At 67.9% G+C, this 22,606-nt stretch carries 19 protein-coding genes, 1 other RNA gene and 1 riboswitch; of the genes, 14 read left to right on the plus strand and 6 right to left on the minus strand.

Going from position 1 to position 22,606, the window contains the following annotated elements; translation table 11 throughout:
- Positions 1-167: 167 nt before the first annotated feature.
- Complete coding sequence (locus BN1186_RS14370; RefSeq protein WP_040284625.1) at positions 168-1,319, plus strand: AAA family ATPase; 1,152 nt, start codon at positions 168-170, stop codon at positions 1,317-1,319.
- 6 nt (positions 1,320-1,325) lie between these two features.
- Here BN1186_RS14370 and BN1186_RS14375 read toward each other — a convergent pair whose 3' ends face one another.
- Complete coding sequence (locus BN1186_RS14375) at positions 1,326-1,745, minus strand: RDD family protein (RefSeq protein ID WP_040284626.1); 420 nt, start codon at positions 1,743-1,745, stop codon at positions 1,326-1,328.
- 134 nt (positions 1,746-1,879) lie between these two features.
- Here BN1186_RS14375 and glnA point away from each other — a divergent pair, with 134 nt between their 5' ends.
- The 5 genes from glnA to BN1186_RS14400 all read left to right on the plus strand — a co-directional run bounded on the left by glnA (position 1,880) and on the right by BN1186_RS14400 (position 8,508).
- The gene (gene glnA / locus BN1186_RS14380; protein WP_040284627.1) at positions 1,880-3,301 is read left to right on the plus strand and encodes a type I glutamate--ammonia ligase; all 1,422 of its coding nucleotides are present in this window, start codon (positions 1,880-1,882) and stop codon (positions 3,299-3,301) included.
- 90 nt (positions 3,302-3,391) lie between these two features.
- Entirely contained in the window at positions 3,392-5,515 is a 2,124-nt protein-coding gene (locus tag BN1186_RS14385; protein WP_052460206.1) for an MMPL family transporter, read from the plus strand.
- Between the two features lie 17 nt (positions 5,516-5,532).
- Entirely contained in the window at positions 5,533-6,504 is a 972-nt protein-coding gene (locus tag BN1186_RS14390; RefSeq protein ID WP_040284628.1) for an MDR family oxidoreductase, read from the plus strand.
- Positions 6,505-6,571: 67 nt separating this feature from the next.
- A complete protein-coding gene (locus BN1186_RS14395) occupies positions 6,572-6,991 on the plus strand; it encodes a Fur family transcriptional regulator (RefSeq protein ID WP_040284950.1) in 420 nt (139 codons plus the stop codon).
- The gene (locus BN1186_RS14400) at positions 6,988-8,508 is read left to right on the plus strand and encodes a catalase (protein ID WP_040284629.1); all 1,521 of its coding nucleotides are present in this window, start codon (positions 6,988-6,990) and stop codon (positions 8,506-8,508) included. The genes BN1186_RS14395 and BN1186_RS14400 overlap by 4 nt, the downstream gene beginning before the upstream one ends.
- Positions 8,509-8,710: 202 nt before the next feature.
- Here BN1186_RS14400 and BN1186_RS14405 read toward each other — a convergent pair whose 3' ends face one another.
- From BN1186_RS14405 to BN1186_RS14415, 3 genes are all read right to left on the minus strand, one after another.
- Entirely contained in the window at positions 8,711-9,706 is a 996-nt protein-coding gene (locus BN1186_RS14405) for an ABC transporter substrate-binding protein (protein WP_052460207.1), read from the minus strand.
- A complete protein-coding gene (locus BN1186_RS14410; protein WP_082031453.1) occupies positions 9,703-10,542 on the minus strand; it encodes an ABC transporter permease in 840 nt (279 codons plus the stop codon). Before BN1186_RS14410 ends, BN1186_RS14405 begins: the two co-directional genes overlap by 4 nt.
- A gap of 115 nt (positions 10,543-10,657) precedes the next feature.
- Positions 10,658-10,788, minus strand: a riboswitch (FMN riboswitch).
- Between the two features lie 37 nt (positions 10,789-10,825).
- Entirely contained in the window at positions 10,826-13,744 is a 2,919-nt protein-coding gene (locus tag BN1186_RS14415; protein ID WP_082031455.1) for a bifunctional [glutamine synthetase] adenylyltransferase/[glutamine synthetase]-adenylyl-L-tyrosine phosphorylase, read from the minus strand.
- A 25-nt stretch (positions 13,745-13,769) separates the two neighbouring features.
- Here BN1186_RS14415 and BN1186_RS15640 point away from each other — a divergent pair, with 25 nt between their 5' ends.
- On the plus strand, positions 13,770-14,198 hold the full coding sequence (locus BN1186_RS15640) for a sterol carrier family protein (RefSeq protein ID WP_052460208.1): 429 nt from the start codon (positions 13,770-13,772) through the stop codon (positions 14,196-14,198).
- An 8-nt stretch (positions 14,199-14,206) separates the two neighbouring features.
- On the opposite strand, the gene BN1186_RS14425 is transcribed toward BN1186_RS15640, so the two are convergent.
- Entirely contained in the window at positions 14,207-15,499 is a 1,293-nt protein-coding gene (locus BN1186_RS14425) for a glutamine synthetase family protein (protein ID WP_040284631.1), read from the minus strand.
- A gap of 117 nt (positions 15,500-15,616) precedes the next feature.
- Here BN1186_RS14425 and BN1186_RS14430 point away from each other — a divergent pair, with 117 nt between their 5' ends.
- From BN1186_RS14430 to BN1186_RS14445, 4 genes are all read left to right on the plus strand, one after another.
- Positions 15,617-16,474, plus strand: a complete 858-nt coding sequence (locus BN1186_RS14430) for a DUF2510 domain-containing protein (RefSeq protein ID WP_040284632.1) — start codon at positions 15,617-15,619, stop codon at positions 16,472-16,474.
- Between the two features lie 14 nt (positions 16,475-16,488).
- Positions 16,489-17,337, plus strand: coding sequence for a type I methionyl aminopeptidase (gene map, locus BN1186_RS14435; RefSeq protein WP_082031457.1), 849 nt, complete (start codon positions 16,489-16,491; stop codon positions 17,335-17,337).
- A gap of 167 nt (positions 17,338-17,504) precedes the next feature.
- An RNA gene (rnpB, locus tag BN1186_RS14440) (RNase P RNA component class A) lies at positions 17,505-17,869 on the plus strand.
- A 264-nt stretch (positions 17,870-18,133) separates the two neighbouring features.
- Complete coding sequence (locus BN1186_RS14445) at positions 18,134-18,913, plus strand: HNH endonuclease signature motif containing protein (RefSeq protein WP_082031459.1); 780 nt, start codon at positions 18,134-18,136, stop codon at positions 18,911-18,913.
- Between the two features lie 110 nt (positions 18,914-19,023).
- On the opposite strand, the gene BN1186_RS14450 is transcribed toward BN1186_RS14445, so the two are convergent.
- Positions 19,024-21,384: an ATP-binding cassette domain-containing protein gene (locus BN1186_RS14450; RefSeq protein ID WP_040284634.1), complete on the minus strand. Its 2,361-nt coding sequence runs from the start codon at positions 21,382-21,384 to the stop codon at positions 19,024-19,026.
- Between the two features lie 88 nt (positions 21,385-21,472).
- Between BN1186_RS14450 and BN1186_RS14455 the strand changes: the two genes are divergently transcribed.
- From BN1186_RS14455 to BN1186_RS14465, 3 genes are all read left to right on the plus strand, one after another.
- The gene (locus BN1186_RS14455; protein WP_052460209.1) at positions 21,473-22,132 is read left to right on the plus strand and encodes an SIMPL domain-containing protein; all 660 of its coding nucleotides are present in this window, start codon (positions 21,473-21,475) and stop codon (positions 22,130-22,132) included.
- Positions 22,133-22,202: 70 nt separating this feature from the next.
- Positions 22,203-22,412 (plus strand): hypothetical protein, encoded by a 210-nt coding sequence (locus tag BN1186_RS14460; RefSeq protein ID WP_040284635.1) that lies wholly within the window; start codon positions 22,203-22,205, stop codon positions 22,410-22,412.
- The gene (locus BN1186_RS14465) at positions 22,409-22,597 is read left to right on the plus strand and encodes a DUF5302 domain-containing protein (protein WP_040284636.1); all 189 of its coding nucleotides are present in this window, start codon (positions 22,409-22,411) and stop codon (positions 22,595-22,597) included. Before BN1186_RS14460 ends, BN1186_RS14465 begins: the two co-directional genes overlap by 4 nt.
- Positions 22,598-22,606 lie beyond the last annotated feature (9 nt).

Here is a 22,606-nt window from a genome sequence, read left to right on the forward strand (position 1 = left end):
GTCGCACCCCGCGCGGCGGCAAAGGGCCCCCGCAGCATGACTATGACCTCGATCCCGGTGGTTGAGGTGACAGACCGGCTGCGGGGACCCTTCGTCGTGCCCGGCTCGTTCCTCGCGGGGCACGCTCAGGGGCCAAACTGTCAGGGCCGGCAGGTAGCCTCGCCGACATGTACAGAACCCTCGCCGTGTCGGGCTACCGGTCGCTGCGCGACGTCGCCGTCACCCTGGGGCGGGTCACCGTCGTCACGGGGGCCAACGGGTCCGGCAAATCCAGCCTGTACCGGGCGCTGCGGCTGCTGGCTGGCTGCGCGCTCGGCGACGCCGTGGGCTCGCTGGCCCGCGAGGGCGGGTTGTCGTCGGTGCTGTGGGCCGGGCCGGAAACGCTGAAGGGCGCGCGGCGCACCGGCAGCGTCCAGGGCACCGTCCGCAGGGGCCCGGTTTCGCTCAGGTTGGGCATCGGCGCAGACGCGCTGAGCTACCTGGTGGACCTCGGCCTCCCCCAGCAGATGCCCGGGCTCAAGAGCGCCTTCGACCGGGACCCGGAGATCAAGCGCGAGGTTGTCTGGGCCGGCCCCATCATGCGCACCTCAACCCTCTTCGCCCGGCGCAAGCGCGCTCTCGTCGAGGTCAAGGACGAGGGGCCGTGGGAGGAACTGCCCTTCCAGTTGGCCCCGCACCAGTCCATGCTGCTGGATCTCCCGGAACTGCGCGCGCTCCGCGACGACCTTGCGGCCTGGCGCTTCTACGACGCGCTACGCACCGACGCCGAAGCGCCCGCCCGGCAACCGCGCGTGGGCACCCGCACCTGGGCGCTGGCCAGCGACGGTTCAGACGTGGCCGCGGCTCTCCAGACCATCGTGGAGCGGGGCAAGGAGCCGCTTGACGAGTTCATCGAGGATGCCTTCCCCGGCAGCAACCTGACGGTGCCGGTGACCGACGGCGTCTTCGAGCTCGCGCTCACCCAGCCGGGCATGCTGCGCCCCCTCCGCGCGGCGGAACTCTCCGACGGCACGCTGCGCTACCTCATGTGGCTCGCCGCGCTGCTGGCCCCCGTACGGCCACCGCTGATGGCGATCAACGAGCCGGAGAACAGCCTCCACCCCAGCCTCGTGGCACCGCTGGGGCGACTGATCGCCCGCGCAGCCGCCGACACCCAGATCGTCGTGGTCACGCACTCCGCAGCGCTGATCGCGGCGTTGGCGGACGCCGTCGATGAAGAAGACCTCGAGCTGGTGGAACTGCACAAGGACCTCGGCGAGACCGTCATCGCCGATCAGGGCCTGCTCACCCGCCCCACCTGGGAATGGGGACGCAGGTGACCGCGGCTACTTCCGGTTGATCACGACGGTGCCGAGCAGCAGGTCGGTCAGCGCGCGCCGCTCGGCCCCGATCACGACCGCCGGGATCACCAGGCACTTCATCGCGGTGCGCACGATGGCGCGCCACCAGCCGATGTGGTGCCCGTCCAGCCGCACGATACCGATGCGGGCGATGAGCTGCCCGAACGAACCGCCCGCCAACGCTGTCAACACGCTGGCCTCCACGAAGTAGACCGCCATGATCATGAACGAGCGCCAACCGCTGTCGGTCATCACCCCGGTGCCGAACATCGCGATGGCCACCACCATGCTGGCAGCCCAGTCCCCGATCATCGCGGCGATCCGGGCCCGCCACGACGCGAGCGAGCCACGGCCCTGCTCAGGGAGGCCGAGCGTCTGCCCTGGATAGGTGGGGGTGTCGGTCACGCGGCGCAGCCTACCAGCGGCGGCCCCGTCCGCCGTCGGGCAAAGCTGTAACAAGGCCGTTACGCTCCGGCAACTGCGGGGCAAAGATAGTCTCGTAGCGTTTGGACTCGTCAACCGAGACGTAAGGGTTACTCATGTTCCAAGGCGCAGACGATCTGCTGGCTTATCTCAAGGAAGAGGACGTCGAGACCATCGACGTGCGCTTCTGTGACCTGCCAGGGGTCATGCAGCATTTCACCGTCCCCGCCAAGGCCTTCGGGCCCGAGGTGTTCGAAGATGGCCTGGGGTTCGATGGTTCGTCCATCACCGGCTTCCAGAAGATCCATGAATCCGACATGGCGCTCCTCCCGGATCCCACCACGGCGTATCTCGATCCGTTCCGGAAGTCGAAGACGCTCAACGTCAACTTCTTCGTGCACGACCCGCTGGCCAAGGAGCCCTACTCCAGGGATCCGCGCAACATCGCCCGCAAGGCTGAGGCCTTCCTCGCCTCCACCGGGATCGGCGACACGGCGTTCTTCGCCCCCGAGGCCGAGTTCTACGTCTTCGACGACATCCGCTTCGATTCCAGCGCGAACTCGTCGTACTACCACATCGATTCCGAGGCGGGCGCCTGGAACACCGGCCGCGTGGAAGAGGGCGGCAACCGCGGCTACAAGGTCAAGCACAAGGGCGGCTACTTCCCCGTCGCGCCCGTGGACCACTTCGGAGATCTGCGCGACGACATCGTGCGGCACATGGAGAACGCCGGCCTGGAGGTGGAGCGCGCGCACCACGAGGTGGGCACCGCCGGCCAGGCCGAGATCAACTGGCGTTTCGATTCGCTGTTGAAGTCAGCAGACGACGTGATGAAGTTCAAGTACCTCGTCAAGAACACCGCCTGGGAGGCCGGCAAGACGGCCACGTTCATGCCGAAGCCCATCTTCGGCGACAACGGTTCCGGTATGCACGTACACCAGTCCATCTGGAATGAAGGCAAGCCGCTGTTCTACGACGAGAACGGCTACGCCGGCCTCTCCGACATGGCGCGTTGGTACATCGGCGGCCTCCTGAAGCACGCCCCGGCGCTGCTGGCTTTCACCAACCCGTCGGTCAACTCCTTCCACCGCCTGGTCCCCGGCTTCGAGGCGCCCGTGAACCTGGTCTACTCGCAGCGGAACCGCTCGGCCTGCATCAGGATCCCCATCACGGGATCCAACCCCAAGGCCAAGCGCATCGAGTTCCGCTGCCCCGACCCGTCGTCGAACCCGTACCTGGCGTTCGCCGCGATGCTGCTGGCCGGGGTCGACGGCATCCAGAGCCGGATCGAGCCGCTGGACCCGATCGACAAGGACCTCTACGAGCTGCCGCCCGAGGAGCACGCGCAGGTGCCGACGGTCCCCGCCTCCCTGGGTGCCGTCTTGGACGAGCTGGAGCAGGATTCCGAGTTCCTGCTGGCCGGCGACGTGTTCACCTCTGACCTGCTCGAGACATGGATCGACCTCAAGCGCGCCGAGATCCAGGCCATCGCGATGCGCCCGCACCCCCACGAGTTCGAGTTGTACTACGCACTCTGAGGCGCAACCCAAGGCGATGCCGGGGACTACATCGAAGGATGGAGTCCCCGGCATCGCGCGTCGTGGAATGCACCCCATAGACTCCACGGCGTGAGAAATTCCCGAGCTCTTCGCGCCGTCGTCGCCGTTGCCATCGCACTCGTCTGGCTGGTGGGAGCCGGCATCGGCGGCCCCTACTTCGGGAAGGTCTCAGAGGTGGCAGAGAACGATGCCTCCCAGTTCCTGCCCGCCAGCGCCGAGTCCACCAAGGTGGACGACCGCTATCTCGATTTCGTCGGCAGCGAGGAGTTGCCGGCGATCGTCATCTTCCACTCTGATGACCAGCTCACCGACGCCCAACTGGAGGAGCTCGGCGCGCTCGGGGAGAACCTGGCCGACGAGCCCGGCGTCCTCACCGCCTCCCCGCTGGTGCCATCCGAGGATGGGGAGGCGGCCCAGCTGTTCCTGGGTCTCGACCCGGACCTGCCGCCTGATGATGCGGTCTCCGCCCTGCGTGTCATCCTGGACGCCGAGACCCCTGAAGGCGTCACCCAGTATCTGACGGGGCCGGCCGGTTTCAGCGCGGACATCGTCGAGGCCTTCGCGGGTATCGACGGGCTCCTGCTCATCGTGGCGCTCGCCGTGGTGCTGGTCATCCTGCTGATCGTCTACCGCTCGCTGATCCTGCCCTTCGCCGTCCTGTCCACCAGCGTGTTCGCCCTGTGCGTGGCGCTGTTGGTCAACTGGTGGCTGGCCAAGGCCGAGATCGTGGTGCTCACCGGCCAGACGCAGGGCATCCTCTTCATCCTGGTGATCGGCGCGGCCACGGACTACTCGCTGCTCTACACCGCCCGGTACGCCGAGGAGTTGAAGCGGCACGAGTCGAAGGCCACGGCCACCTGGCAGGCGGTCAAGGGTGTCATCGAACCCATCCTCGCCTCCGGCGGCACCGTCATCGCCGGCCTCATGTGCCTGCTGTTGAGCGATCTGGTCTCCAACCGCTCGCTCGGCCCCGTGGCCTCGATCGGCATCGTGTTCGCGATGCTCTCCGCGCTGACCATGCTGCCCGCCCTGCTGTATCTCATGGGACGTACCTCGTACTGGCCGCGTCGTCCCCGCTACCTGCCGAACCGCACCGACGACGATCAGCTCAAGGAGGGCATCTACGCCAAGGCCGCCGCTCTCGTCTCCCGCAAGCCCCGCGTGGTGTGGATGGTCTGCGTGGTCCTGCTCGCCGCTGGTGCCGCCTTCATGCCCACGCTGAAGGCGGATGGGGTGCCGCCGAGCGAGTTCGTGCTGGGCCAGTCAGATGCCCGCGACGGGCAGAACCTGCTCGGGGAGCACTTCCCCGGCGGTTCCGGCAGCCCCGCCCGTGTGCTGCTCGACGAGGCGGACTTCGACGAGATTTCCGAGCTCCTCCTCGCCAAGGAGGGTGTCGACTCCGTCTCCGTGGTCTCCAGCGATTCCCCCTCGGGCTCCGCGCCCGTCACTGAGGACGGCGTGCAGGCCTTCGGCCCCCCCGGCACCCCTGCGCCCGAGCCCACCGTCGACGACGGCCAGGTCATGCTGTTGGCCACGCTGGGCGACGCGCCGGACAGCGAACTGGCCATCGAGACCGTGCGCGAACTGCGCTCCGAACTGAACGGCACCGCTGAGATCGGCGGCCAGACCGCCGTCGACATCGACACGCGCGACACCTCGTCGCGCGACCGCACGCTCATCATCCCAATCGTGCTGCTCGTGATCCTGGTGATCCTCATATTCCTGCTGCGCAGCGTCCTCGCCCCCGTCCTGCTGATCCTGACCACCGCACTCAGCTTCGGCACGGCCATGGGCACCGCCGCGATCGTGTTCAACCACATCCTGAACTTCCCCGGTGCCGATCCGTCGGTGCCGCTGTACGGCTTCGTGTTCCTGGTGGCGCTGGGCATCGACTACAACATCTTCCTGATGACCCGCGTGCGGGAGGAGTCGATCAAGCACGGCACGAGGAAGGGCATCCTCACGGGCCTGTCCGTCACCGGCGGCGTAATCACCTCGGCCGGACTGGTGCTGGCCGCCACGTTCGCGGCGCTGGCCGTCATCCCGGTGCTGTTCCTCGCCCAGTTGGCGTTCATCGTGGCCTTCGGCGTGCTGCTCGACACCTTCCTGGTGCGCACGCTGCTGGTGCCGGCGCTCAGCTACGACATCGGCTCGAAGATCTGGTGGCCCTCCAAGCTGCAGCACAAGGAGTGAGCGCATAGACTGATCACATGGTTCGTGCAATTGTGGTCCGTGATTCCGGCTCAGCTGTTGAGGAGGTCGGCGAGGAGTTCCTCGACGGCGACGGCGACATCCTCGTCGACGTCAAGTTTTCGGACCTCAACTACAAGGACGCGATGGCGTTGACCGGGCGGCCGGGTGTGGTGCGCAAGACCCCGCTGGTGGCAGGCATCGATCTGGTGGGCGTCGTCGCCGAATCCGAGAACAAGCGTTTCGCGCCCGGGGACTGGATCATGCTCAACGGCGCGGGCCTGTCGGAGACCGAACACGGCGGCTACACCACACGCGCCCGGATCAACGGTGAGCATGCCGTGACCATTCCGGAGGGCCTCTCCCCCGAGCAGGCCGCCGCCCTCGGCACCGCCGGCTACACGGCTGCGTTGGCAGTGCTGCGGATCCTGAGCGAGAACATCATGCCCGCCGACGGTCCTGTGCTGGTCACCGGCGCCACCGGCGGCGTCGGCTCCATCGCCATTCAACTGCTGGCCAACGCCGGCTACGTCGCCTACGCCACCACCGGACGCGCCGAGGAACTGGGCGACTACCTGCGCGGCCTGGGAGCAGACGAGGTGATCGACCGCGCCACCCTGGAGGAGCCCGGGCGCCCCCTGCAGAAGGCCGTCTACGCCGCCGTGGTCGACACTGTGGGCGGCGTCACGCTGGCCAACGCGATCGCGCAGACGGACAGGGGCGGTGTGGTCACGGCTTGCGGCCTGGCGGGTTCGCACGACCTTCCGGCCACCGTGATGCCGTTCATCCTGCGCGGCGTCACACTGGCCGGCATCGACTCCGTCTGGGCCCCTCTCGACGACCGGGCCGATGCGTGGCGCATCCTCACCCGCGGCCTGGACCTGGCCAAGCTCGACGCCATGACCACGCGGACTGACCTCGACGGCCTGCACGCTGCGGCCGAGGAGATGATGGCCGGCAAGCGGCATGGCCGCACCCTCGTCACCATCTGACAACACACTTTATCAGAGTCTTTCCTTTTCTAGACTTTTTCCAGAAAAGGCTGCTAGGGTGGTGCCCATGCACGACTGGCCCACCACGCTGAAGGATGCCGGCCTGCGCATCACAGCGGGCCGCGTCGCCGTCCTGACCGCGCTCACCGAGCAGCCGCACCTCCGGGTCGGCGATGTGACCGACGCCGTGCGCAGCCGCACCGGCAGCGCGTCCGTCCAGGCCGTCTACGACAACCTCGCCACTCTCCACACCCACGGCCTCATCAGGCGCGTGGAGCCCGCGGGGCAGCCCCCGCGCTACGAACTGGAGACCGGCGACAACCACCACCACCTGATCTGCCGCACCTGCGGCGACATGCGTGATGTGGAGTGCGCCACCGGCGCCGCCCCCTGTTTGTCCGCAGTGGGTGATCACGGCTTCGTCATCGACGAGGCGGAGGTCATCTACTGGGGAACGTGTGCCCACTGCAACGAGAGGAACCAATGACCGAGTTCACTGAATCGGGCGAGTACCAGCCCACCGGACCGTCCACCCGCCTGAACGGCGCCCCCGCGGAGTCTGACGCCCATTCCCTGACGGTGGGCAACAACGGGCCCATCGTCCTGCACGACGTGCATCTCGTCGAGCAGCTCGCCCACTTCAACCGCGAGCGCGTCCCGGAGCGCAGCCCGCACGCCAAGGGCTCGGGCGCGTTCGGCACCTTCAAGGTGACCCAGGACGTCACGAAGTACACCAAGGCCGCCCCCTTCCAGCCGGGCGCCGAGACCCGGATGCTGGCCCGCTTCTCCACCGTCGCCGGCGAGCAGGGTTCCCCCGACACCTGGCGCGACGTGCGCGGCTTCTCCGTGCGCTTCTACTCCACCGAGGGCAACCTCGACATCGTGGGCAACAACACCCCTGTGTTCTTCGTGCGCGATCCTCTCAAGTTCCCCAACTTCATCCGTTCGCAGAAGCGCCTCCCTTCCTCGGGCCTCCGCAACGCCAACATGCAGTGGGACTTCTGGACCAACTCGCCGGAGACGGCCCACCAGGTGACCTACCTCATGGGTGACCGCGGCCTGCCCGCCACCTGGCGCCACATGCACGGCTTCTCTTCGCACACCTACATGTGGGTCAACGCCGAGGGCGAGAAGTTCTGGGTGAAGTACCACTGGCGCACCAACCAGGGCGAGAAGAACCTCACCCAGGAAGAGGCCAACCGCATCGCGGGCGAGAACGCCGACCACCACCGTGAGGACCTGTTCGACGCCATCAAGCGCGGCGAGTTCCCGTCCTGGACGCTGCACATGCAGGTCATGCCGTACGACGAGGCGAAGGACTACCGCTTCAACCCGTTCGACCTGACGAAGATCTGGTCCCACAAGGACTACCCCCTCATCGAGGTGGGCGTGATGGAACTCAACGAGAACCCCACGCACTTCTTCGCGCAGATCGAGCAGGCCGCCTTCTCGCCGTCGAACATGATCCCCGGCACCGGCGTGTCCCCCGACAAGATGCTCCTGTCGCGCGTGTTCGCCTACCCGGACGCCCAGCGCGCCCGCATCGGCGCCAACTTCCACCAGCTGCCGGTCAACCAGCCCATCACGCAGATGAACAACTACGCCGATCAGGGCCACATGCAGTACCTGCACAACGGCCCGGCCCCGGTGTACACGTTCAACAGCTACGGCCGCGACTACACCGATGCTGAGGTGGTTGACGAGGCCGGCTGGGAGGCCGACGGCTCACTCGTTCGCGCCGCGATCACCAAGCACGCCGAGGATGACGACTTCGGCCAGGCGGGCACCCTGGTGCGCGAGGTCTTCGACGACGCTCAGCGCGATCGCTTCGTCGAGACCGTCGCCGGCGGCCTCGCCCAGTGCGAGCAGCAGGTCCAGGAGCGCGGCTTCTGGTACTGGAAGAGCGTTGACGAGAACATCGGCCAGCGCATCGAGGACAAGGTCCGCGCAGGCGTGACCGAGAGCGCCGACACCAACCACATCGGCGCCGGCAGCGGTTCCTGACCAACCCGCTCCCTGAGCGTGCCCCGCGACGAAGGCACCGGGCACGACGCTTGTGCTGAGCCTGTTCAAGCGCGAAGCGCCGGACAGGTCGAAGGAAGGGCCCCCGCAAGCTGACCCAACACCTGATTCCAGATATCAGGTCCGAGGGAAGCTGCGGGGGCCCTTCGTCGTTCGCAGGATTCGCGGGCTCAGGGGCCAGGCGTCAAAGGACGGACAGGTACGGGTCCGACGGCGCGGCGTCGATGATGCCCGCCCCGGTGAGAAACTCCCCCATCCGGTCGAAGGCCGCGGTGTCGAGGGCGACGGTGACCTCGCCGTCGCGCTGCCACAGCTCAGCGGTGGCGGCCAGCACCTTCTCCGCTGTGGCGCGTTGCTCGGCCTCGGCCATGGCCGGGACGTGCTCCGCGGTGGCGTCGAGGGCGGCCTGCGGGTCGGCGACGATCGCCTCCTGCGCCTCCTGCATGCCCAGCGCCACGGCGCGCAGCACGTCCTGCGGGATCTCCGTGCCGGGCGCGATCAGGCTGGGGCCCACCAGCATCGCTGTGGCGGGGTCGAAGACGGGGATGGACAGCGACTCGATGTTCTGGTTGTCGAGTTGCACGCCCTCGTTGTTGATGAAGCCCATGGCGAATTCGACCTGCCTGGCCGCCAGCGCGGAGAGCGTGGTGTAGCCGATGTCGACGAGTTCCACGTCGTTCTCGGTGAGGCCCGCCTGATGGATGGCGCACAGCGCGGCGTAGTAGCTGGAGCCGAAGTGCCCTGGCACCCCGAGGGTGGCACCCTTCAGCACCTCGAGCCCGGCGTCGGCGGTGTGCCTGGTGGGGTCGCCGCCCATCACGGTGAGCGGATAGGTCTGGTAGGCCGTGGCGAAGGGACGCAGGTCGTTGCCGCCGGCCTTGGCGACCATCGCCTCGTCGGCGGAGGCGAACACGATGTCCTCCTGGCCGCCCAGGACCGCACCCCAAAGGTCCTCCTGCTGGCCGTGGTGGCGCAGCGTGAGGTCGAGCCCGTGCTTGGCGAAGATGCCCTCCTTGACGCCGAGGTAGAAGGCGCTGAACTGTACGTTGGGGATGAAGGTGAGGCCGACGGTGAGCTTGCCGTCGCCCACGGCCTCCGTGCTGGTGTTTCCACAGGCGGCCAGGCTGGCGGCGGCCCCCGCCGCGAGGGTGCCCAGCAGCACGCTGCGTCGACTGATCATGTTGTTTCTCCTTGCAGACGGGCCACTGCCGCTCGCTCCAGCAACTGGACGAGGCCGTACAGGGCCATGGCTGAGAGGCTGATCCAGGCCACCACGGCGAACACGCCGGCGGTGTCTGCGGCCTCCCGGGACAACGTGAGCAGGGTGCCGAGCCCGGCGCCACCCATGACGAGCTCGCCGACGACCGCGCCGGTCATGGCGAGCACCACGCCGCCGCGCACCCCGGCCAGCACTGCCGGGGCCGCCATGGGCCCTTCGATGTGGACGAGACGCTGCCAGCCGTTGGCGCCGTCGAGGAGGGCGTTTTCCACCACGCGCATGTCGAGGGACCGGAATCCGACGATGGTGGTGGTCACCATGGGGAAGAACGCGACGGTCGCGCAGAGCACCGCGATGGGCACCGTCCCGTAGCCGATCCACAGCACCAGCAGGGGCGCGGTGGCCACCAGCGGGACGGTCTGCGAGATGGCGACGACGGGCTCCAGCACGGCGGCCAGCAGCCGCGAGTGCGTGATCACGATGCCCAGCGGGATCGCGATCAGGAGGGCCAGGCCGACGCCGAGCAGGGCTGCGATCAGCGTGGGCGACAGGTAGCGCCACGCGATGCCCAGCTGTGCCTGTGAGGCCATGCGGGCGAGCACGTCACCCGGCCCCGGCAGGTACAGCGGTGCGATCAGGCCGCATGCGGTCACCGCCCACCACACGACCACCGCGAGGGCGAGCGCGACGGTGGCAGGGACCCAGCGGCCAGCGGTGGGCCTGGTGCGGGCGGGGTAGGCGGACCAGAGCCCGAGGCGCGCAAGGCTGCGCGCTCTGCGTCGCTCACCGGTGGTCATCTGCCCCGTCACTCCTTCACCAGGCCCGGGGCACGCGCCATGCGACGCCCGCGGCCCGTTGCACGCTCGCAGAAACCCGCGAGCGCCGTCGGGACGCAGCAGTTGCGCCGATGGCGACGCGTTCCTCCCATCCAGACTCTGACTGTCGGTCTCGGAGTTTCACCGAGTCAACTCGTCAAGGTTGCCCCTGACAAGGTCGCGGACTATCACCGCCGGTTCGGACTTTCACCGACCCCGGAACACGTTTGACACAACCCTAGCACCGGCAGGCGGGGAGGCACGCTCACCCCTTCCAGAACACCTCGTCGACGACGGCGGCTGCCCGGCGCAGCACCCTGCGGGTGTCCTCCACCAGCCGCGAGGCCTCCCCCGAGCGGTAGCCGAGGAGCAGCGAGATGGCCGCCAACTCGCGGGTGTCGGAGGGCAGTGAATCGCTGGCGCGTCCCCGCACGAGCATGATCGCGTCGCGCAGCAAACTCGCGTGACGCCAGGCCTCGGTGAGCCGGGTCGCCTGGCTCTCCGTGAGGATCTCCAGCTTGGCCAGCAGCGCGAGGGTCTCGAGCGTCGCGGTGGTGCGCAGCCCCGGATGTTCGTGGGCGTGCTGCAACTGCAGGAGTTGGGCGCTCCACTCAACGTCCGAAAGCCCACCAGGCCCCAACTTGAGGTGCCGTTCGCGGGGCACGCCCCTGGGGATGCGTTCGGTCTCCATCCTGGACTTCAGCTTGCGGATCTCGGCGACCTGGGGGCGCGTGAGCCCGCCCTCCGGATAGCGGAACCAGTCGACGCCGGTGAGCACCGCGTCGGCGAGGTCGCGCTCCCCCGCTCCGGGCCGGGCGCGCAGCAGCATCTGCGCCTCCCAGGTGGCGGCCCACTTCTCGTAGTAGGCGAGGTAGGACGACACGGTGCGCACCTGCGGCCCGCCCTTGCCTTCGGGGCGCAGGCCGGTGTCGATGACCAGCGCAGGATCGGGGCCGGGCTTGCCGATGATGTCTGCAGCGCGGCGCACCAACTCCGTCGCGCGGGCGAGGCCGTCTCCCTCCGTGCCGTCGGGCACCACGAACATGCAGTCGGCATCGGAGGAGTAGCTCAACTCGTAGCCACCCCACCGGCCCAGCGCGATCACGCCGACGGTCGGCGCATCGATCTCCCGCCGCGCAAGCTCCAGGCCCGCGTCGACAGTGGCGGAGGCCAGGTCGCTGAGCGCGCCCCCCACGGTGGCCAGGTCCGCATGCCCGAGCACGTCGCTGAGCGCGATCCGGCAGAGCTCGGCGCGGCGCAGCGCGCGCACGGAGGCGATCGACTGTTCAAGGTCGTCGTAGCGGCCCGCAGCCCTGCTCATCGCTCCGGTGAGCTCCTCGACGGAGCGGGGCCGCAGGTCGTCGGTGCTGGCCAGCATCCTGATGTGTTCGGGGGCGCGCTTGAGCAGGTCGACAACGTAGCGGCTCGACGACGCGACCCTGGCGAGGCGTTGGGCCATGTAACCCTCGTCGCGCAGCGCCCGCAGGTACCACGACGAGGTGCCCAGCGCATCGGAGAGCTGCCGGAAGGCGAGGAGACCGAAATCCGGGTTGGGGCCGTCGGCGAACCATTGCAGCATGGCCGGCAGGAGTTGGCGTTGGATCTCGGTGCCCCGGTCGCGGCCCTTGGTGAGCGCGCGGATGTGGCCCAACGCGGATTGCGGGTCGGCGAAGCCGAGTGCGAGCATGCGCGTCTTGGCCGCCTCGGTGCTCAGCTGCAGTTCGTCGGTGCGGACCTGGGTCACGGCGTCGAGCAGGGGCGAGAAAAACAGTCGCTGCTGCAGTTGGCGCACGCGGCGGGCCGAGTCACGCCACTGCTTCTCCAACTCCTCGGCGGTGAGGCCCATCGAGCGGGCAATCTGGCCCAGCGCCACCTCGTCGTCGGGCAGCACGTGGGTGCGGCGGAGCCGGCGCAGCTGGATGCGGTGCTCGAGGACCCGTTGGAACCGGTAGGCGCGGCCGAGTTCCGCGCCGTCGGAGCGCCCGATGTAGCCGTTGCCCACCAGCGCCATCAGCGCCTCGAAGGTGCCGCGGAGCCTCAGCCGGTCGTCGGCGCGGCCATGCACCAATTGCAGGAGCTGGACGGAGAACTCGGTGTCGCGGAGCCCGCCGGAGCCCAGCTTGACCTCCCGATCTGCCTGCTTGGCGGGGATCAGCGAGATGACGCGGTCACGCATGGCGCGGACCTCGGGCAGGAAGCCGGGCCGCTCCCCCGCCTGCCAGACCAGCGGCCAGACCATGTCCACGAACTCCTGGCCCAGTTCAAGGTCGCCCGCCGCGGGGCGCGCCTTGAGCATGGCCTGGAACTCCCAGTTCTTGGCCCATTTGGAGTAGTAGGCGCGGTAGCTGGCCAGCGTGCGCACCAGGGGACCGGCCTTGCCCTCCGGCCGGAGGGCGGCGTCGACCTGCCAGATGGAACCTTCAGCCGTGTGTGCGGAGCAGAGCCGCGCCTGAGCCGCGGCGAGCTTGCCCGCGATGGCGACGGCCTCGTCCGGGTCCGCCCCCTCAGCTGGCTCGGCCACGTAGATGACGTCGACGTCGGAGATGTAGTTGAGTTCCTCAGCCCCCGTTTTGCCCATGGCCAGGACGGCAAGCCGGACCTTCTCCCAGCCGGGCACCTCGGCGCGCGCGTAAGCCAGCGAGAGATCCAGCACCGTATCGGCGACGTGGGCGAGCTCGGCGGCGATCTCGTGGACGAGAGCGTCAGGCTGCGGCGAGGAGAGGTCGCGGGCCGCGATCTCGATCAGCGCAGCCCGGTTCGCCAACCGCAACGCGTCCGCGTCGCCTCGTGCCACCCCGCCGTCGAGGTGGATGCGGTTGGTGAAGAAGTCGCGCCAGCCCGCGGGGCCGCGGTGCCGGGGTTCGACGGCGAGGATCCTTGCCTCGGTCGGGTGCCGCACGATGGTCTGGGCGAGCACGCTGGAGCCGCCCAGCACGAGCAGGAGCCGGCGGAGCCAGGCCTCGTCTGCGGCGATCTCCCGGAACAACTCCGGGGAGGCGGCCTCGAGGCGCTCGAGGGAATCGAGGGCCAGGTCGCGGTCGGCAACGGGTTCGAACAGCGCGAGGTCGATGGGCGGCTCCTCCCCCAGCCGGGCGCTCCACCGCTCCCAGACCCGCGCTGCCTGACTCGCGGAGTCGAACCCTCTGCGCGCGAACTCGCCCATCGGCGACTGGTATCTGCCCACCCGCTCAGCCTAGGGTAAAGCCACCATGTTCAAGCCCACACCGAAGGTCGTCGCCGCGCTGCGGGAGCGACTCGACGACGCAGGCCTGGCCGCGCTCGACGCCGAGCTGGCGCTGCGTCGGCCAGATCTCACTCGGCTGTTGCTGCGCGCGGCCACCGATCCGGCCCCGCTCAACCGCGACCTGCTGGCCGCCGTGAGCAGGGCGGGCTGTGCGCTGCTGGGCGAGCGCCATCCGGGCGCGAGCATCGAGCTGCGTGTGCCGCCCTTCGCCGCCGTGCAGATCGGGTTCGCGGCCGGGCCGCGACACACCCGCGGGACGCCACCCAACGTGGTGGAGATGACGGCCGAGACCTTCGCGGCGCTGGCCACCGGCCGGCTCGCCTGGGACGAGGCGGACGTGCGGGCGTCCGGCGTCCACGCTGGTGAGGCCTCGCGCGCCTTCCCGCTCAACTGACCGTCGGCTCAGAGGGTGCCGAGGTGGCGCTCCAACTCCCAGGGCGTGACCTGCTGGCGGTACGCGGCGAACTCCTCGCGCTTGTTGCGCAGGAAGTACTCGTAGACGTGCTCGCCGAGGGTTTCGGCCACCAGTTCGCTCTCGTCCATGATCCGGATCGCCTCGTCGAGGTTGCGGGGCAGCTCCCGGATCCCGATCGCTTTGCGCTCCCGATCCGTCAGGCGCCAGACCTCGTCCTCGGTCTCCTCCGGCAGTGGGTACTCGTTCTCGATGCCCTTCAGACCTGCGTTGAGCAGTACGGCGTAGGCCAGGTAGGGGTTGACCGCCGAGTCGATGGCGCGGTACTCGATGCGGGCCGAGGACATCTTGCCCGGCGTGAACTGCGGCACGCGCACCAGCGCGGAGCGGTTGGCCCTCCCCCAGCACGCGTACGACGGTGCCTCGGCGCCACCGATGAGCCGCTTATAGGAGTTGACCCACTGGTTGGTCACCGCGGTGATCTCCGGCGCGTGATGCAGCAGCCCGGCGATGAACTGTTTGGCGGTCTTGGAGAGGTTGTACTGATCCGCTGCGTCGTAGAAGACGTTGGTGTCACCCTCGAACAGCGACATGTGCGTGTGCATGCCGGAGCCGGGATGCTCGGAGAACGGCTTGGGCATGAACGTGGCCTGGATGTTCTGGCTGACCGCCACCTCGCGGACCACCACGCGGAAGGTCATGATGTTGTCGGCCATGGTCAGCGCATCGGCGTAGCGCAGGTCGATCTCGTGCTGGCCGGGGCCCGCCTCGTGGTGGCTGAACTCCACCGAGATGCCCATCTGCTCCAGGATCGTGATGACGTCGCGCCGGAAGTCGGTGCCGTCACCCAGCGTGGTGTGGTCGAAGTAGCCGCCCTGGTCCAACGGAACCGGTGGGTGGAGCGAGCTGAGCAGAAAGAACTCGATCTCCGGATGGATGTAGAACGTGAAGCCCAGATTGGCGGCCTTCTCCAGCGCACGCTTCAGCACGAAGCGCGGATCCGCGAAGCTGGGGGAACCGTCGGGCAGCCGGATGTCGCAGAACATGCGGGAGGTGGAGCGGCCCGCCTGCCGCCAGGGCAGCACCTGGTACGTCGACGGGTCCGGGTGGGCCACCATGTCCGACTCGAAGACACGCGCGAAGCCCTCGATGGCGGAGCCGTCGAAGCCGACGCCCTCCGCGATGGCGCCCTCGACCTCCGCCGGGGCGATCGCCACAGATTTCAGCGACCCCAGCACGTCGGTGAACCACAGCCTGACGAACCGGATCCCGCGCTCCTCCATGGAACGCAGGACGAACTCCGTTTGCCTATCCATGCGGCAAGTCTGCCGCGCGGATGTTACAGCCGCGTGACATTCAGCGGATCTGGAACTGCTTCGGCCACGCTCTAAACTGTCCGCATGGCTCAACCGGGTTGGTATCCAGATCCCTCGGCGCCCGAGGGGCGCCGGTACTGGGACGGTCAACGCTGGCTGGACCCGCAACCGGTCCGCAAGGGCATTTCGGGATGGGCGTGGCTGGCGATCGCGTTGACCGTCGTGGCTGCGTTGGTGGCCGCGCTCCTCATCTTCCCGAACCAGGCCAACCCGTTCAGCTCGACGCCGGAGGACACCCGCACCAGCCGCCCCACCGGCGAGCAGTGGGATGAACTGCTCCCCTCGGACACGCCCACCCCCACCGAGATCGAGTCCCAGTTCGGCGACATCGTCGACTGCCCTGACAACGGCCAGTTCCCGCGCAGCGAACTGGTCGACGGCAGGCTGCACGGGGGTGGACTGAGCATCGCCGCCCCGCAGGGCGACAAGTGGGAGACCCGCCCGTCCTACATCGATTGGCTCTACGACAACAACTCGATGACCCGTGACATCGTCACCTCGGGTTTCAACGGCTGGGTCAGCAACGTCAACGTGGGCTACATCCTGGTCTCCGACGGCTTCTCCGCAGAGCCCAAGGCGGCGGCGGAGCAGTTCATCAGCTGCATGGCGTCGTCGGGCATGTTCGCCGGCTTCACGAAGCGCACCGTGGTGTGGAACGAGGCCTGGGAGGTCTCGGGCAGGCCCGCATGGCGGCTGACGTCCAAGGTCTACGTCAACGACTGGGAGCATGAGGGGATCGAGGGCGACATCGTCGACCTCATCTTGGTACCCACCGACGACCCGGACAAGATCGCGGTCTACGTCAGCTGCGTGACCATCGACCATCGGGAGAACATCCGCGAGGTGGAGCCGGTGCTCGATTCGCTCCGGTGGGAAGGCTGACTAAACTCGGGGGCGTGAACCCTGTTACCCCGCACACCATCACCCCGCTCCGTGACGTCCCCCGCAGCATCCAGCGGCCCGAGTACGTCGGCAAGAAGGCACCCAAGCGCTACACCGGCTCGGACGTGCAGAGCGACGAGGTGATCGCGAAGATGCGTGTCGCGGGCAGGATCGCGTCGCGGGCCATGCACGAGGCCGCCAAGGCCATCGCGCCGGGCGTGACCACCGATGAGCTGGACAGGGTGGCACACGAGTACATGCTCGACCACGGCGCCTACCCGTCGTCGCTCGGCTACCGCGGGTTCCGCAAGTCGATCTGCACCTCCGTCAACGAGGTGGTCTGCCACGGCATCCCGGACCTGCGACCGCTCGAGGACGGCGACCTGGTCAAGATCGACTGCACCGCCTTCAAGGACGGGGTGCACGGGGACAACTGCGCCACGTTCTTCTGCGGTGACGTCGACGAGGAGTCCCGCCTGCTCAGCGAACGCACTCTGGAGTCACTCAACCGCGCCATCAAGGCCGTCAAGCCAGGGCGTCCCATCTCCGTGATCGGCCGCGTCATCGAGGCCTACGCCAAGCGCTTCAACTACGGCGTGATCCGCGACTACACCGGCCACGGCGTGCACACCGCCTTCCACTCCGGCCTGGTGATCCTGCATTACGACGAGCCACGTATGGACACCGTGATGGTGCCCGGTATGACGTTCACGATCGAGCCCATGCTGACGCTCGGCGGCCACGCCACCGAGGTGTGGGACGACGACTGGACCGTGGTGACGAAGGACCGCTCCCGCGTGGCGCAGTTCGAGCACTCCCTCGTCGTGACCAACGACGGCGCGGAGATCCTCACCCTCCCCTGATCCGTCCTCACCGCTCCGTGAACGTCGCGCCCGACGCGGCGATGAAGGGGCCGTGCATCTGACCTGACACCTTGGTCACAAGCCTGTTGCCCACGCCAGCAGACTCCCTGCGAGAACAGCTCTGAATAGTGACGGCCGCCGCGTCCACGATATGATTGCCGCTTGGACGAGACGGCCAGATGATCGCGGCTGGCAACAGCTGAGGAAAGTCCGGGCTCCACAGAGCAGGGTGGTGGGTAACGCCCACCCGGGGTGACCCGCGGGACAGTGCCACAGAAAGCAGACCGCCCAGCAATGGGTAAGGGTGAAACGGTGGTGTAAGAGACCACCAGCGCACCGGGTGACCGGTGCGGCTAGGTAAACCCCACCTGGAGCAAGACCAAGAAGGCCGGCCTACGGGCCGGCTGCGGACACCGTTCGAGCGCTGCTCGCGCGAGGTGTCCGGGTAGGTTGCATGAGCCCATCGGCAACGATGGGCCTCAGATAGATGATCATCCGTCGACAGAACCCGGCTTACCGGCCGTCTCGTCCCCCACCTTTCTCGCAAAGGCCCCTGTCAGCGACATAACCCGCTGCCAGGGGCCATTTCCCGGTGATATCCGATGCTGTCCGATGATGCCCGATGCTCTCATTTCGGAGCGTCCCACCAGCGTCCCTACGACGTCCAGGCCGCGCGTCAGCGTCCAGCCACCGTCCCGTCAGCGTCCCGCCGACGTCCCAGTAGCGTCCAGAAGGTCCACCGCCGACGACGTCGCCACCGCCTCCATCCGATGGTGAGGTGAAGCTAGCGCGCTCCATGAGCACCCACGAAGCGCCGATGAAGGCGGCTCTGGACGGGGAGATCACCACGCGGCAGGCCGCGGCCATCGCCAAGGGCATTGCCAGCCTGCCGGAATTGCCCGATGACGTCACGGAGAAGGTTGCCGAGGCCTTTGTGACCACGGCCAGAGGCGTGTCGGCTAGGAAACTCGCAGCACTGGCGCCGAAGGTCCTTGAAGAGGTCGCCCCAGAGCTGGCGCTGAGCAATGAGACGCTCGAAGAGCGGGCCGCCCGCCAGCGGGCGAAGGCTGTAGAACGCCGAAGCTTCCTGCCCAAGGTAGAGAAAAACGGGACCCCGGTGCAGCGCAGCGCAGATGCCTTCCTGGCCTTGTTCCATCAAGCCATCAACGCCACAGGTAGCTCACGCCGCGGTTCCGCGGCGCAGATCCGAGTCACCATCGCGCTGTCGGATCTCCTCGAACGTTCAGGGGCCGGCGGCATTCTGGAGTCCGGTACGGAACTGACTGCTGGGGAGTGGCGTCGGCTCGCTGCGGAGGCAGAAATCATCCCCTTCGTGCTCGGCGGGGAGTCTCAGATTCTGGATCAGGGCCGCGCCCGCCGTCTGGTGACACCAGAGCAGCGTCAAGCCCTGGACCTGCGTGACGGAGGATGCATCTCCCCGTCGTGCGCGAAACCCCCTGAAGAATGCGAGGCGCACCACATCGACCCGTGGGCCCAGCTCGGGCAGTCCAATCTGGAAAACACCTCGCCCTGTTCTGCAAGCAGCACCACAACATCGTCGAACCGGATCGAATAGGCCGCCGCGACCAGTGGCGCGTCGAGTTCAATCCGGCCGCTGGCAGACCCGAGGTCATCCCATCCAGGAGGCTCACCGCATCCTGAGCCGGCGCAGGATCCGTCGACCGGCTATCTGGCGATGTAGGCCGCCAGGTGCTTGCCGGTCAGGGTCTTTCCGTCCTTGACCAGGTCCGCGGGCGTGCCCTCGAAGACGACCTGACCGCCGTCGTTGCCGGCTCCCGGGCCCAGGTCGATGATCCAGTCCGCATGCGCCATCACCGCCTGGTGATGCTCGATGACGATCACCGAGTTGCCGGAATCGACGAGGCGGTCCAGCAGCGCGAGCAACTGCTCGACGTCGGCCAGGTGCAGGCCGGTGGTGGGCTCGTCGAGGATGTAGATCGAGCCCTTGTCCGCCATCGCGACGGCCAGCTTCAGCCGCTGACGCTCGCCGCCCGACAGCGTGGTGAGGGGCTGGCCGAGTGAGATGTAGCCCAGCCCGACGTCGTTGAGGCGCTGCAGGATCCTGTACGCCGCCGGCGTCTTCGCCTCCCCCTCGCCGAAGAACTCCTCGGCCTCGGCCACCGACATCTCGAACACGTCGGCGATGTTCTTCCCGGCCCAACGGTGCTCCAAGACCTCCTGCTGGAAGCGTCGGCCCTCGCACTCCTCGCACGGGGTGGTCACCACGTCCATGAACCCCAACTCGGTATAGATCACGCCGGCACCGTTGCAGGCCGGGCAGGCCCCCTCGGAGTTCGGGGAGAACAGCGCGGGCTTGGTTCCGGTGGCCTTGGCAAAGGCCTTGCGGATGGGCTCGAGCAGGCCGGTGTAGGTGGCGGGGTTGGAGCGACGCGAGCCCTTGATGGCGGCCTGGTCGATCGAGACCACATCGGCGCCCTTGGGCAGCGACCCGTGCACCAGCGAGCTCTTACCGGAGCCCGCAACGCCGGTGAGTAGCGTCAACACCCCCAGTGGGATGTCGACATCCACGTCCTTGAGGTTGTTCGTGCTGGCCCCCCGGATCTCGAGTGCACCCTTCGCCTCCCGCACCGTTTCCTTGAGGCGGCCCCGGTCGTCGAAGTGACGTCCGGTGAGGGTTTCGGAGCGGCGCAACTCCTCCACCGTCCCCTCGAACATGATCTCGCCGCCGCGGCTGCCTGCATGCGGCCCCAGGTCGACGACGTGGTCGGCGATCACAATCGTCTCCGGCTTGTGCTCCACCACGAGAACCGTGTTGCCCTTGTCCCTCAAGCTGAGCAGCAGCGCGTTCATCTTCTCGATGTCGTGCGGGTGCAGGCCGATGGACGGCTCGTCGAACACGTAGGTCACATCGGTCAGCGCCGAACCGAGATGGCGGATCATCTTGGTGCGTTGCGCCTCGCCGCCGGACAGCGTGCCCGACGGGCGGCTGAGCGACAGGTAGCCCAGGCCGATCTCCACGAACGAATCCAGCAGTGCCTGCAGCGTGCCCAGCAACGGGCCAGCCGAGGGCAGGTCGAGCCCCCGGACCCATTCGGCCAGGTCGCTGATCTGCATGTCGCAGGCATCGGCGATGCTCACGCCCTCGATCTTCGAGTTCCGGGCGTGTTCGGCCAGGCGGGTCCCCTCACACTCGGGACAGGCCTGGAAGGTCACGGCACGCTCGATGAAGGCCCTGATGTGCGGCTGCACCGCGTCGGGATCCTTCGTCAGCATCGACTTCTGGACCTTCGGCACCAGGCCCTCATAGGTGAGGTTGATCCCGTCCACCTTGATCTTGGTGGGCTCCTTCCACAGCAGGGCGTCGAGTTCCCGCTTCGAGAAGTCCTTGACCTTCTTCTCCGGATCGATGAAGCCGGATCCCGCGTACATCCGCACGTACCAGCCGTCGGCGGTGTAGCCGGGCACGGTGATGGCGCCCTCGCTGATGGACTTGTTCTCGTCGTAGAGCTGGGTGAGGTCGATGTCCTCCACCCGGCCTCGCCCCTCGCAGCGCGGGCACATGCCGCCCACCAACGTGTAGGTCCTGGCCTCCTTCTGCGTGCGCCCGGCCTTCTCCGTCTTGATCATTCCGGAGCCGGTGACCGAGGGCACGTTGAAGGAGTACGCCTGCGGCGAGCCGATCTGGGGGTCGCCCAGCTTGCTGAACAGCAGCCGCAGCAGCGCGTTGGCGTCGGTGACGGTGCCGACGGTGGAGCGCACGTTGGTGGTCATCCGCTCCTGATCGACGATGATCGCCGTCGTCAGTCCCTCGAGGTGGTCCACCTCTGGGCGCGCCAGCGTGGACATGAAGCCCTGCACGAACGCGGGATAGGTCTCGTTGATCATCCGCTGCGACTCGGCCGCGATGGTGTCGAACACCAGCGAGCTCTTACCCGATCCGGACACGCCGGTGAAGACCGTCAGGCGCCGCTTGGGAAGGTCGACGGAGACGTCCTTGAGGTTGTTCTCGCGGGCGCCCCGGACGCGGATCTGATCGTGGGTATCTGCCCGATGATCGTTGCTCACTGCGCAACAGTGCCACGGGTGGGCCCACTTTGCCACACCGCCTCGTGTCAATCCGACGCACGTTAGGCTGACGGGGAAGGAGGTCTCGATGCAGATCACGGTTCAAGGCCATGCCAGCGCTGCTTTCCCACCTGAGCGGGCCACGGTGCACATCACGATCGGCTTCGAGGGCGCCGAGAAGGGTCAGGTGGGCAGGGAGTCCACCGCCCTGGCGAACGACTTAGCGGAGCACGTCGACGAACTCCGGCAGCAGGATGACTCCCCTGTGACGTGGGCGGCGCTGTCCGCCCTGGGGACCCGCAGTTGGCGGCCGCACTCCACGTCGGGCGAGGTCATGCCCATGCGGCACGGCGCCAGCGCGCAGGCCAAGGTCAAGTTCCGGGACTTCACCGCGCTGAGCGCATTCATCGACCAGTGGGGTGGGCGCGACGGGATCAGCGTCAACCACGTGCAGTGGACGTTGACCGAAACTCGCCGCGTGCGGGAGGAGGCCGCCGTACTGGCCCGCGCCGTCGACGAGGCACGGCAACGCGCGCAGGCGATGGCCACCGCCGCAGGGGCGGGCGCCGTGCGGTTCATCGAGATCGCAGATCCGGGGCTGCTCAGCGTCGGGCGCGAGTTCGCCGGCCAGCAGGCCTATGCGATGAAGGCGCGGGGCGGGATGCACTCCCCCGACGGGGGCGTCAACGTGTCACCGGAGGATGTCGAACTGGACGCCACTATCCAGGCCCGGTTCACCACCGACTAGAGCCTCCCCTCCAGTGGCCTCGCCCTCTTGAGTAGGGTGGGAGACACCCGAGGCATGGAGGTGCGCACTGATGTACGGCGAGAACCGCGAGTATCCGCAGGCGGCGCACCTGCTCAGCCCCGTGGGCGTCATGATCATCGGCATCGTGCTGGCCGTGACCCACCACCCGCTGTGGTGGCTGGTGGTTGCGGCCTTCGCGGGCAGGGTCCTCTACCTGGTGTGGCTGATGCATCAGCGTCGCCGCCGTCGCGCGACCCAGGAGAGTACAGTGACGCCATGAGTGACGCTGAGCAGACCGACGCCCCGCTGGATCCCAAGGAAGCCATGCGGCAGGCGCTTGAGCGCAAGAAGGCGGCCGAACAGCACGTCTCAGACAGCGGCGTCCACGGCGACCGCAAACAGGGCGGCAACGCTCACGGCCCCGTCGCCGGGCGCCGTGAGTTCCGCCGCAAGTCCGGAGGCTGAGCCTCTCCG

This window comes from Tessaracoccus massiliensis (assembly GCF_000826065.2).
Classification (GTDB): domain Bacteria; phylum Actinomycetota; class Actinomycetes; order Propionibacteriales; family Propionibacteriaceae; genus Arachnia; species Arachnia massiliensis_A.